Source organism: Malikia sp. (genome assembly GCF_028687635.1).
Lineage (GTDB): Bacteria > Pseudomonadota > Gammaproteobacteria > Burkholderiales > Burkholderiaceae_C > Malikia.
Map to the genome: position 1 here is coordinate 151,366 of NZ_JAQTZS010000005.1, position 12,768 is coordinate 164,133.

At 68.0% G+C, this 12,768-nt stretch carries 4 protein-coding genes; 2 read left to right on the forward strand and 2 right to left on the reverse strand.

From position 1 onward, the window contains the following. Positions 1-57: 57 nt before the first annotated feature. Positions 58-8,736, reverse strand: coding sequence for a glucoamylase family protein (locus PHR85_RS05575; protein WP_300051535.1), 8,679 nt, complete (start codon positions 8,734-8,736; stop codon positions 58-60). 3 nt (positions 8,737-8,739) lie between these two features. Beyond that, positions 8,740-9,000, reverse strand: a complete 261-nt coding sequence (locus tag PHR85_RS05580) for a hypothetical protein (RefSeq protein ID WP_300051537.1) — start codon at positions 8,998-9,000, stop codon at positions 8,740-8,742. A 266-nt stretch (positions 9,001-9,266) separates the two neighbouring features. Here PHR85_RS05580 and map point away from each other — a divergent pair, with 266 nt between their 5' ends. Next, positions 9,267-10,082 (forward strand): type I methionyl aminopeptidase, encoded by an 816-nt coding sequence (gene map, locus PHR85_RS05585; RefSeq protein ID WP_300051540.1) that lies wholly within the window; start codon positions 9,267-9,269, stop codon positions 10,080-10,082. A 22-nt stretch (positions 10,083-10,104) separates the two neighbouring features. Next, the gene (locus PHR85_RS05590; RefSeq protein WP_300051542.1) at positions 10,105-12,753 is read left to right on the forward strand and encodes a [protein-PII] uridylyltransferase; all 2,649 of its coding nucleotides are present in this window, start codon (positions 10,105-10,107) and stop codon (positions 12,751-12,753) included. Positions 12,754-12,768: the final 15 nt, after the last annotated feature.

The following is a 12,768-nucleotide window of genomic DNA, read 5'->3' on the forward strand; positions in this document are numbered from 1 at the left end:
AAGACCCGAGCATCACAGCCTTCAGCCCGGCCATCGAGCCGGGTTTTTTTGCGCCGGTTACCCAGCTGCCTCGTCATCGAGCAGCGGTATCACGAAGGTGGCATCCGACTCCAGTTCAGACCAGGCCAATGGCTGGCCAGGCAGCAGCAGTTGCGCCGCAAGAGACTCGGTGGCAGCGAGAGCCTCGGACGCCGTGGCGCGCACCAGGATGAAACGCAGGCTGCGACCAGCGCGATGCAACGTCAACTCGACACGCGGCCAATGCCCAGGCAGGCAAGGCCTGAAGTGCAGCGTCTTGGCCTCCAGTTGCAGGCCGCAGATCGACTCGATCGCGGCCCGGTGCAGCCAGGCGGCCGCCCCGGTGTACCAGCTCCAGCCGCCACGCCCTACATACGGCGGTTGGCTATAGATGTCGGCCGCCACCACGTAGGGCTCCAGGCGGTAGCGCGGACCCCATACCGGGTGGCTGGCCCGATGGGCCGGGCTCAGGTAGGTGAAATAGTCATAGACGAGATCGGCCAAGCCGCTATCGGCCGGGCGGCGGCTGGCCAGCCCGGCCTGCGCCATCAGCGTCCACACGCCAGCGTGGGTATATTGGGCACCGTTCTCGCGCACACCGGCTGGATAAGCCTGGATATAGCCCGCACTGGGGCTGGCATGCGCGAAGGGGGGATCAAGCAGTCGGATCAGCCCGGCCTCGCGGTCCACCAGGCAAGCCCGCACCGCTGCCAAGGCAAGGCGCTGCAAGTCGGGGTCGGCGGCGCCCGACAGCACGCTCCAGGCCTGCGCGATCAGGTCGATGCGGCATTCGGCGTTGGCCTGGGAGCCCAGCGCCCGGCCGTCATCGAAATAGGCGCGCTTGAACCATTGGCCGTCCCAGCTACTGCCATTGAGCACGGACTGCCAGCCCTGCGCGGCGCTTTCCCAGCGCGAGGCACGGGCTTGATCGCCACGCGCGCGCGCCAGCGGCGCGAAATCGGCCACCAGCCGGCACAGGAACCAGCCCAGCCAGACCGACTCGCCACGGCCCTCATGACCGACGCGATTCATGCCGTCGTTCCAGTCGCCGCCGCCCATCAGGGGCAGGCCATGAGCGCCCACCCGCAAGCTGCGGTCCAGCATGAGCGCGCAATGCTCATAGACCGAGGCCTGCCGGGCGCTGACGGCGGGTACGCCATACCAGTCTTCCGCCTGCTCAGGGATTGCCGGGCCTTCGAGGAACGGCAGACTCTGGTCGAGCAAGCTGAGGTCGCCGCTGGCGCGCAGGTAGTGGACACAGGCGTGCGGCAGCCAGAGCAGATCATCCGAGCTGTGCGTGCGCACGCCCGCCCCGGTCGGGGCATGCCACCAATGCTGCACATCGCCTTCGACGAATTGGCGCGAGGTGTGATGCAGGATCTGCTGGCGCAACAGATCCGGGGCAGCCCAGGCCAGCGCCATCGCATCCTGCAACTGGTCCCGAAAACCAGTGGCCCCGCCGGCCTGGTAGAAACCCGCCTTGGCCCACAAGCGGCAGGCCACCGCCTGATAGAGCAGCCAGCGGTTCACCATCACGTCGAACAAGGGGTCGGGCGTCTTGACCTGGACTGACCCCAGCAGGCCGTCCCAGCTGGCGCGCACCTCTTGCTGGCGCTGTCCGGCCGGCTTGAGCACCGCCGAGCTGGCCAGCTGACGGGCCGCCTCGGGATCCGCGCCATAGCCCAGCAGGAACACCCGCTCCACCATCTCGCCAGGGGACAGCGACACCAGCATGACCAGCGCCGCGCAAGGATCGAGTCCGGCGCCTTGGCGCTGGCCCAGCGGGTCGGGCCACACCAGCGCACCGCTCGCATCGAAGAACTCGCGCCGGTCACAGGTCCAGTCCGGCAGCTGAGACTCCGGGTGGAAGGCCGCCAGGAAGGCCGTGCCCTGGCCGAATCCACTGGCATGCTCGCTTTGCGTACCCAGCAAGGCCGTGAGCGTGGACGCCGGTACGGCTTGATCCGCCAGGCCCGCTCCCTGCAGGCTGGGCAGCCGCTGGCGATGCAGAGCGGTATGAACCGTGTTGCGATCGACCCGACTCGCACCCAGCATCCACTCGGCCATCGCCATCACGCGCAACTGCAGCGGGCGGCGACCCTGATTGACGAGCCGCAGGCTGATCTGCTTGACCGAGGTCAGGGGATCCACGCACCAGGATGCCGTCACCTCCAGCTCGCCACGGCGGTGGCTGATCCGGCTCTGGCCTGGTCCGTGCGAGACGCGATAGGTCAGCGTCCCGTCGCCCCAGGCGGAAGCGGTCACGCTCCAGATCTGGCGGGTGGCCAGGTCCTGCAGCAGGAACCACTCCGCGGGCGGGTCGACCACCGGGTCATTGGACCAGGCGGTGAGCTGGTTCAATCGGCTGTTGACAGCCCAGCTGTAGCCGCCACCGGCCTCAGACAACAGGGTACCGAAGGTCTGATTGGCCAATACATTGACCCAGGGTCGGGCCGGACGCCGCCCGGCCCCGGTCTCGAAGCGGAATTCACCCGAATCCGGATCGAAGGCCCCACGCGGCTCGGGCGGGACAGCCGGCCGAGCCGCTGCCACGGTCACCCCGGCGACTGACTTCTGACGCCGATCGGCGCGGTCCTGCTCGTGCTGTGCCGTCCATTCGCGCATATGCTGCTGCAGCGGACGACCGTCGGCATGGAAGACCAGGCAGGCCAGACGGTTGAGCGTGCTGGCTTCAACACTGCCGACCTCATCGGCGCGCAGCACATGAAAGCCCGTGTTGATGGGACCTGCGTTACCCGAAAGGGCTGGAATATTGGCCTCATAGCGCTCGCGCAGCGTGGCGATATCGCGGTGCAAGGGCATCTGGTAAGAGCTGGGTTCGGCGCTGACCACCACCAGGTCGCAGGCCACGCCACCCCAGGTCCACCAGCGAAGCGCTTGCGCCAGCGAACGCAGCAGCCCGAGATTCTGGACCACGCTGACCCGCACCAGGATGATGGGCCGGTCGCCCGAGATGCCGAAGCGCCACAGCAGGCGACGGTCGCAGCGCTCATCGATGGCCTGCTGCGGCGGTTGCGAACGGGCCTGCGGGCGCGTCAGGCTCAGCAGCACGGCCGTGGTCATGGTCTGGATCAGCGCGAAGTTTTCGGCCGTGATACCCAGAGCGTCGAGGCGAATGCGGCTCAGCGTGGCCGACATCAGCGAGGCGCGTTGCACATGGCTGCGCTGGCGGTACTTGTCGACCACGGCCCGCAGCGTGGCGGCCTGGTCGGAAGCCGCCGTGGCGAAGGTCAGGCGAGCCTTCGCGTTGGGCGCAATGCTCAGGCGTACGGACATGGCGCAGACCGGATCAAGGCCGGTTTCCAGCGCCAGCGGCTGCGCATCGTCCAAGGGCGCACCGACGTCGGCCGAGGCAGCGGGCCAGGGTGGGAAATCGGCCAGCGGCTGGCTGCAAGCCCGGTTACGGCCGCGCCAGCGCTGCCGATCGGCGAGGACGCGCAGATCCACCCCTTGCGTACCACTGCAGACCAGGAAATGCGCGATGCTCAAGGCCGGCTCGCTGGGCAGACGCGGCTGGCGCTCGAACCAGAGCGCCTGGTGCTGGGGCTGCCACTGGGCGCGCACAAACAGGCTGGTGAAGGCTGGGTGGGCTTCATCGGCACGCGGGTCGGTCAGGGCCAACTCGAAAGCCGACATCAGTTCGAGTTCCAGCGGGCGATCGCTCAGGTTGCGCAATTCAACCTCGCGGAACTCGATGTCATCCTCCGGGCTGACCCATACCATCAGGTGTGCGGCCAGGTCCGGCCAGCTGGCATCAAAGCAGATGCGGTCGGCATGGTGGGTACTTTTATAGTGCGCGCCCGAATCGGGTGCGGGGTGCTGTGTGAGCGAGACCGGCCGGCTGGTGGCTCCATCCTGGCCTGGCTCAAGCCGGCGCAGGTAGAAGAAATGGCCATGGGCATCGCGCAGCGCATCATCACGCCATCTGGTGATGGCGGCCTGGCCCCAGCGGCTCCAGCCGGCGCCGTTGGCGCGCAGGGTCACGTGATAGCGCCCATTCGAGAGCAGGTGCGTGGATTCCACGGCCGCCTGCCCCGGAACCACCTCACGCAGCAGACGCTGTGCCGGGCGCGGCAGCGGCTGGGCTGGCAGCCTGGGCGCATGTGCACAGCAAGCGGGAAGCTCGCGCGGGGCCCGCTCATGCAGCAGCGACGCCACGGCCTCGATATGGGCATTGGCCATGCCCCAGCGCTGGGCCGGAGCGTCCAGCAGCAGGTTGGCCAAGGCGATCAGGCTCATACCCTGATGGTGTGCCATGAAGGTGCGCACCGGCCGAAACGGCTGCTTGCCGACTTGCCGTGCCGGCGAGAAATCCAGCGCCTCCATGAAGCCATAGCGCGCGCGACCGGCCCGTTGTTCCAGCGCAGCGAAATTGGCGGCTGCGAGCTGGGGCGCGCGCTGTGCAGCCAGCGCCGTGGCATAGGGTGCGATGACCAGCTCGTCTGGCGGAGTGCGGCGCAGCGCCAGGCTCGGCACGCCTTGCGGTGCGTACTGGTAGGCCAACGTGTAGTCCTGTCCGGCATGGGCCGATTCCGAGATGCCCCAGGGCAGGCCTTGTGCTGCGCCAAACGCCATCTGTTCGCGCAGCGCCAAGGCGCAGGCCTCATCCAGGGCACTGCCTGGCGGTTCGGCGAGCACCAGTCCCGGCATCAGGTATTCGAACATCGAGCCCGCCCAGGAGCGCAAGCCGGCCTGGGCACCGCTGGCGTAGAAGGGACGCCCCAGTGCGGCCCAATGCCTGACCGGCACATCGCCCTTGGCAATGGCCAGCAGGCTGGTCAGGCGCGACTCCGACGCCAGCAGGTCATACAGGCCCGCATCGAGTTGCTGCTCGGCGACCCGGTAGCCAATGTGGAACAGGTGGCGCTGGCCGTGATAGAGAAAGGCAAAGTCGGCCTGCCAGGCGAGCAGGCCGAATTCATGCGCGATGGCCTGCAGGCGCTGTGTCGCACCCGAGGTTTCGCCGCAAGCCTGGGCCTGGGTATCGAGCCAGGCCGAGCGCAGCGTAGCGAGGTGGTCCGACAGCAGCCAGCGCAGCTGATCGTGCAGCCCCGGCTTGAGGGTAGGGTCCTGGGACGGCTCACGAGTCGCATCAGGCCGCCACGCGGCCAATTCATCGCTGGCGGCCCGCAGCAGGCGTTCGAACTCGGCGTTCTGGCATGCCTGCAGCGGATCAGGCAGGGCCAGCAGCTGCGCCAGGGCCTGGTCGCCCGCCAGATCCGGCCACTGCTCCAGCAGCGGCGCGAGCCGTTGCCGGGAGGCCTGGAGCGCGCGCTGCGCGGCGCCAGTCTCATGGGGCGCCTGCGCCAGCTCCAGACAGGCCTGCCCGACCGCGAGCAGATGGCCGCTGAGATTGCCGCTGTCCACGGTCGAGACGTACATCGGCAGCAGCGGCGCCAACGTCTGGGTATCGTACCAGTTGAAAAAATGGCCGCGATGGCGTTGCAGACTCTGCAGCGTGGCCAGCGTCGCCTCCAGGCGGGTCAGCAGTTCCCGGGTACCGATCCAGCCGAACTGGCGCGCGCAGGCCACGCTCAGCAGATAGAGGCCGATATTGGTCGGCGAGGTGCGGTGCGCCACCATGTCATAGGGCCAGGTCTGCAGGTTGTCGGGCGGCAGGTGGTGATCCTGGGCGCCGACACAACGCTCGAACAGGCGCCAGGTGTCGCGCGCGATGCCTGCCAGATAGGCCTGTTGCTGCTGCGGCAAAGCCTCCTGACGCGCCGGTCGCGGCCGACTGGCCCACCAGGTCGCGACCGGCGCCGAGGCCCACAGCAGGCACAGCAGGATGGACAGTGCTGGCCAAGGCGTGGCGGCGAGCCACAGCCCCGCCAGCAGGCACAGCGCCAGCAGCGGCTCTTTCCAATGCAGGCGCAGCAGCGCAGCGAATTGGGTCCTGGCCTGGGCCTGGGCCGCCGCCGCCGTGGTCCACTGCAACAGGTGGCGCTGGCTGATGCCCATGCGGTAGAGCGCCCGCGCCATCGCGTCGAGCGCCAGCAGCGCCTGCTGCTGCAGCTGAACCAGGAGCCAGAGTCCGCCCCACAGGGCGCGCGCCAGATCGTCCAAGGCCTGGCGGTAGAAGCGGGCCCTGGCCACATCGGGGCGACCTGGCGACAGGCCCGCCAACGCCCCCAGCAATGGCCCGGCCGAGAAGGCGGCGAGCACCAGGAACAGCGCCGCCCAGGGCGACAGGCTGGCACCGGCCAGCGTCAGCAGCAACAGCGCCAGCGACATCGGTGCCACCAGCGCACGGCGCAGGTTGTCGAACATCTTCCAGCGGTTGATGGCGCGCAGCCGGTAGCGTCCCGGACGACACAGGAAGGGCAGCAACTGCCAGTCGCCACGGGTCCAGCGGTGCACGCGCGAGGCCGCCACATCGGCGTGAAACGGGGCCTCCTCGACGACGGTGATGTCGGTCAGCGCGGCGCAGCGAGCCAGCGCACCTTCGAGCAGATCGTGGCTCAGCACCCAGCCTTCGGGCAGGCGACCCGAAAGCACCGCGTGCATCGCCCTCACGTTGAGCAGGCCCTTGCCGGTAAAAGTCCCTTCCCGGAACAGATCCTGATAGACCTCGGAGCTGGCGGCGCTGTAGGGGTCTACGCCGCACTGGCCGGCAAACAGCCAGTGAAAGCGGGTCAAGTCCCTGGGCTCGGGCAGCGGCGTGACGATGCGCGGCTGCAGGATGCCGTAACCGGCCACCACGTGGCGGCCATCGGCATCAAGCTGGGGCTGGTTATGAGGATGGGCAGCGACGCTGACGAGCTCGCGCAGCCGCCCGGGCGGCAACTGGGTGTCGCTGTCGAGCGTGACCACATAGGCGGCCTCCCAGTCGAGGCGGGACACCTCCCCCAGATTCATGAAGGCGCTGGACTCGCCCTGGGCCAAGGCAGCGATCAGGCTTTCGATCTTGCCGCGCTTGCGCTCCCAGCCGATCCAGCGTTGCTCGGTCTCGCTGAACTGACGCTCCCGATGCAGCACGATGAAACGTGGCGGGATGCCGGCCTCCTGCGCCGTCCTGGGGTGGCGCGCGTTGAGCGCCATGATCTGCTGTGTCACCCGGTTCAGCGATTGGGCATCGGCAGGCATTTGTGCCTGATCGGCGTCAACCCAGTCGCTTAGCAGGGCAAACTGGGCGTGGCGCTCCGGGTTGGCGAGGTAATGCAGGCGCAAGCGGTGCACCAGCACGTCGATCGAGGCCTCGCTGCCCAACATGCAAGGGATCACGACCAGCACCCGGTGTTCGGGTGGAATCCCCTGCGCCAGGGCCAGGCGCGGCAGGCGGTCGGGCGGCAAGGACTCGCTGATCAGGCGGTTGATCACCGCGACCACCGCTTCCGAGGCCGGAAACAGCATCAGCAGCACCAGCGGCATCATCCAGACGGCGTCCTCCACGCCAGCCACTCCGGTACGGTAGCGCGACAGCAGCCAGGTGACCAGTCCCAGGCTGCCCAGCAGCAACGACCCCAGGTAGACGGGCAAGGCCAGCGGGCGGCTGACGACGCGCCAGGACAGCGCCGCGCGCGCGGGCAGGCCGAGCGCACGCACCAGCCTGGGCCGGCCGGCACCCGTCAGCCAGTGGCCGGCCACGGCTTGGGGCTCGCCCTGGGCCGAGTGCATCAGCTCCAGCAGCGTCTTGCCGACCTCGTACTCGCTGCGCCCACCACGCCGGGCCAGCCGCTCGATGCCATGCAGGGTCTGGTCGCGCGTGGCGCCGTCCTCGGCCTCGAACAAGGGTGAAGTCAGCATCAGCTGCATCAGGGGGTTGGTGCGGGCAACGATCTCCGGCCATTCGGCCGCGCCGATCGTGCGCAGCGAAGTGAGCGCGTTGCTGACGCTCAGGTTGTCGGCGGCCTGGTCGACGCCTTGCTGCGTCTGCAGAGCGGCCAGGTCCGGCAGCGCGTTGTGCAGCCACTCCTGATGCAAGGCGTGATCGGTGGCGCGGCGCACCTGCAGGCGTTGCGCCATCTGCAACAGGAAGGCCCGACCGACGCCGCGCCGCTCAAGCCAGGCGAGCAACTGGTCCAGCGCGGCCAGACTGAAACGGTCCAGGCGGTCACAGCACAGGTTGGCGACCTCGCGCGCCGCCTTGTGGGTCGCCTCGCGTTCGGCCAGGCGGCGCAGGTTCTCGATCAGGACCACGCGCAAGGTGATCGGCAGCGCCCAGACCTCGCACAGCCTGAGCTCACGCGCCTGCTGATAGGCGCCCAGGAACTGGATCAACAGCTCGTCGTCGAAGGCGCTGTCGGTATGGGCGACGAAAGCCCAGGCCACGCCGTAGACGCGCGGCAAGCCGGCCAGCGGCGGGTTCAGCAGCTTGGGCAGGGCCTGGAAATAGCGGCGCGGCAAGCCCTCGTGGATCTCCTGGAGTTGCGCCTCGATCACATGGGAGTTGTCGAGCAGCCATTCGGAGGCCGGGCTGACGTCATAGCCCTTGCCCGCTTGCGCGCCCAGATAGGCGCAAGCCTCGCGCAACATGCGGATATTGTCTTGCAGGCGCGGAAAGAAGGTCTCGCCGCGCGTTCTGGCTTCGGCCACGAGATGCGTGTCGCCCAGGCTTTGTCCATGCTGGGCGAAGCGCTGCAGACCAAAGATCTCGGATCGGATCGGAGACTGAAGCTGGCCTTCGGCGGGATCGAGGATGCGGCACAAGTCCGGTGACGCATCGGGTAACAGTCGCCACAGTTCGGACCTGGCCATGCCTCATCGCACCTGCGCGCTGACACCGATCAACAGCGCCATCGTCACCAGCGTGGTAACAAAGCGGCCCGCCACAAAACCCTCCAGCGCCTCGAACATGCAGCGCAAGGCGAACAGTCGGCCGGACGAGCAGCGGCACAGCTGCAGGTGCTCGACCAGGGCCGACAGCTCCAGCGGCGAGAGGCTCGCTTGGCCCCCCAGCGCGGCGGTGCTCCAGCGGGAATTGGCGCAATTGGCGCAATTGGCGCAGACAGGTGTATCCATCCCAAGCTCCTTGAAAATTCAAAATGAAGATGACGCCAATTCAACCGCCAGTCTGTGCGCGAGCGCACCCAGAACCCGCAGCGCTGCGGGACCCGACGACCCTGACACCCAGGTTGTTTCCAGGGCAGGAACGCAGCGGCCGCGGCTTCGAACGTAAAATCCGGTCATCTATCGCACCCACCCTGGCTGCTCGTCGAGCAGCTTTGTTTTTTCACTCAGGCCTTGCCAGGCAAGACTGGCAGGCCCTTCTGGATAAGGTCCCGGCCATGACCGTCACCATCAAGGATGCCGCCGGCATCGCCGCCATGCGCGTCGCCTGCCGCCTCGCGGCCGAGGTGCTCGACTACCTCGAGCCCTTCATCAAACCCGGCGTCACCACCAACGAACTCGACCGGCTCGCGCACGACTACATGGTCGATGTGCAAGGCTGCATCCCGGCGCCGCTGAACTACGCGCCGCACGGCGGCACGCCCTACCCGAAAAGCATCTGCACCTCGGTCAACCATGTGATCTGCCACGGCATCCCGAACGACAAGCCGCTCAAGAAGGGCGACATCGTCAACCTGGACATCACGACGATCAAGGACGGCTGGCATGGCGACACCAGCCGCATGGCCATCGTCGGCGAGGCTTCGCCAGCGGCCAAGCGCCTGTGCCAGATCACCTACGAGGCGATGTGGAAGGGCATCGAGAAGGTCAAGGCCGGCGCACGCCTGGGCGACATCGGTCACGCGATCCAGGTCTTCGCCGAGGGCGCCGGCTACTCGGTGGTGCGCGAGTTCTGCGGCCACGGCATCGGCGAGAAGTTCCATGAGGACCCGCAGGTGCTGCACTACGGCAAGCCCGGCACCGGCATGGAGCTCAAGGCCGGCATGACGATCACGATCGAACCCATGATCAACCAGGGCCGCCGCGAGCTCAAGGAGATGAACGACGGCTGGGGCATCGTGACCAAGGACCGCTCGCTGTCGGCGCAGTGGGAGCACACCGTGCTGGTGACCGAGACCGGCTACGAGGTGCTGACGGTATCGAGCGGCATGCCGCCGGTGCCGGCCTTCGTTCAGCACGGCATCGGCGCCTGATCAGATACCAGGCCAGCACGACATGATCGCCGAGCGCATCGACCTGCCCGCCCTGAAACAGCATTACCGCGAGGGCAAGTCGGCCGTGCTGGCCGAGATCGCCGCGCTCGGGCCCAATTCGCGCGCTGTCCGTGGCCTGTTGCGGCGACTGAGCCGCTGCACCGACGAGTTGCTGCAGCAACTGTGGCAGGCGTCCGGATTCGAGCCCGACATGGCCCTGGTGGCGGTCGGCGGCTATGGCCGCGGCGAGCTCTTTCCCTACTCCGACGTCGACGTGCTGCTGCTGCTGCATGATGGCGCCTTGCTTGAGCAGGACGAACACTTGAGGAGCCGGGTCGAGTCCTTCATCGGAGCTTGCTGGGACGTCGGGCTGGAGATCGGGTCCAGCGTGCGCACCCGCGCCGAATGCCTGGCCGAGGCGGCGCAGGACATCACGGTGCAGACCTCGCTGCTGGAGAACCGTCTGGTCGCCGGCCAGCACAGCGCCTGGCAGGCGCTGGAGCGGGCGCTGAGCGCGGCCATGGAGCCGGCGGACTTCTTCACCGCCAAGCTGCTGGAGCTGCAGCAGCGCCACCAGAAATACGAGAACACGCCCTACTCGCTGGAGCCCAACTGCAAGGAGTCCCCCGGCGGGCTGCGCGACTTGCAGGTGCTGCTCTGGACCACGAAAGCGGCCGGACTCGGCCGCAGCTGGGACGAGCTCGGCCGCAACGGGCTGGCCACCGCGCTCGAAGTGCGCCAGATCAAGGCCAACGAGGCCCTGCTGAGCCTGATCCGTGCCCGGCTGCATCTGCTGGCGCGCCGGCGCGAGGACCGGCTGGTGTTCGACCTGCAGGCTGCGCTGGCCGAATCCTTCGGCTATCGCGCCACCTTTCCCGAGGAGGGACAGGTGGCCAGCACCAAGGGCGCGCGCCGCGCCAGCGAACAGCTGATGCGGCGCTACTACTGGGCGGCCAAGGCCGTGACCCAGCTCAATCAGATCCTGCTGCTCAACATCCAGGAGCGCATAGGCCAGCGCGGCAGCGACGCCTGCCCTGAAGCAAGTCCGATCAACGAGCGCTTCCTCGACAAGGGCGGCATGCTGGAGGTGGCCTACGACGCGCTGTACATCCAGCATCCCGAAGCGATACTGGAGACCTTCCTGCTGCTCCAGAGCCAGCCGGGCATCCAGGGCCTGTCGACGCGCACGCTGCGCGCCCTCTACAACGCGCGACCGGTGATGAATGCGGCCTTCAGGCGCGACCCGCGCAACCGGGCCACCTTCCTGCAGATCCTGCAGCAGCCCGAGGGCCTGATGCATGCGCTGCGGCTGATGAACCAGACCTCGGTGCTGGGACGCTACCTCTGGGTGTTCCGCGCCATCGTCGGGCAGATGCAGCACGACCTGTTCCACGTCTACACGGTGGATCAGCATATCCTGATGGTGCTGCGCAACATGCGCCGCTTCTTCATCGCCGAGCATTCGCACGAGTACCCGTTCTGCTCGCAGCTGGCCGCCGGCTGGGACAAGCCCTGGCTGCTCTACACCGCGGCGCTGTTTCACGACATCGCCAAGGGGCGCGGCGGTGACCATTCCCAGCTCGGCGCGGTCGAGGCGCGGCGCTTCTGCCGCGAGCACCAGATCGCGCGCGAGGATGCCGACATGATCGCCTTCCTGGTCGGCCAGCACCTGACGATGAGCCATGTGGCGCAGAAGCAGGACTTGAGCGACCCGGACGTGATCGACGCCTTTGCGCGCCTAGTCGGTGACGAGCGCCATTTGACGGCGCTGTATCTGCTGACGGTGGCCGACATCCGTGGCACCAGCCCCAAGGTCTGGAACGCCTGGAAGGGTCGTCTGCTGGAAGACCTGTACCGGGCCACGCTGCGCGCCTTGGGCGGGCGCGCGCCGGACCAGGGCGCGGTGGTCGAGGGGCGCAAGCGCGAGGCGCTGACGCTGCTGGCGCTGCATACCCTGCCGCACATGGCCCACAAGGCGCTGTGGGATCAGCTCGACGTGAGCTACTTCATGCGCCACCGGGGTGACGAGATCGCCTGGCACACCCGCATGCTGTCGCGCCCGCTGTCTCAGCTGGGCGCGGGCGCGGCGCATCCGACCTTGGTGCGCGCGCGTCCCTCGCCCGAGGGCGAGGGCCTGCAGGTGCTGGTCTACACCGCCGACCAGCCCGACCTGTTCGCCCGCATCTGCGGCTACTTCGACAGCGCGGGCTTCAGCATCCTCGACGCCAAGGTCCACACCACGCGCGACGGCCATGCGCTCGACACCTTCCAGCTGGTGTCGCCCGAGCTGTCCGAGCATTACCGGGAGCTGATCGCCATGGTGGAGGTCGAGCTCGCGCGCACGGTCGACTTGCGCGGCCCGCTGCCAGCGCCCAGCCGCGGCCGGCAGTCACGCCGGGTCAAGAGCTTCCCGGTCATCCCGCGGGTCACGCTGCATCCCGACGACAAGGCGCAGTGCTGGGTGCTGACGATCTCGTCAAGCGACCGGGTCGGCCTGCTCTACAGCATCGCGCGCGTGCTGGCGCAGCACGAGATCAACCTGCAGCTGGCCAAGGTCACGACGCTGGGCGAGCGGGTCGAGGACATCTTCCTGATCAGCGGCCCGGCACTGCGACACAACCGCGAGCAGATCGAGATCGAGACCGAACTGCTCGAGGCGCTCAAGGACTGAGGGACCGGACGACCG

Excerpts from the sequence above, each read along its gene's own strand:
- PHR85_RS05580 (WP_300051537.1), bottom strand. The coding sequence starts at position 9,000 with ATGGATACACCTGTCTGCGCCAATTGCGCCAATTGCGCCAATTCCCGC.
- PHR85_RS05590 (WP_300051542.1), top strand. The coding sequence starts at position 10,105 with ATGATCGCCGAGCGCATCGACCTGCCCGCCCTGAAACAGCATTACCGC.
- PHR85_RS05575 (WP_300051535.1), bottom strand. The coding sequence starts at position 8,736 with ATGGCCAGGTCCGAACTGTGGCGACTGTTACCCGATGCGTCACCGGAC.
- map (WP_300051540.1), top strand. The coding sequence starts at position 9,267 with ATGACCGTCACCATCAAGGATGCCGCCGGCATCGCCGCCATGCGCGTC.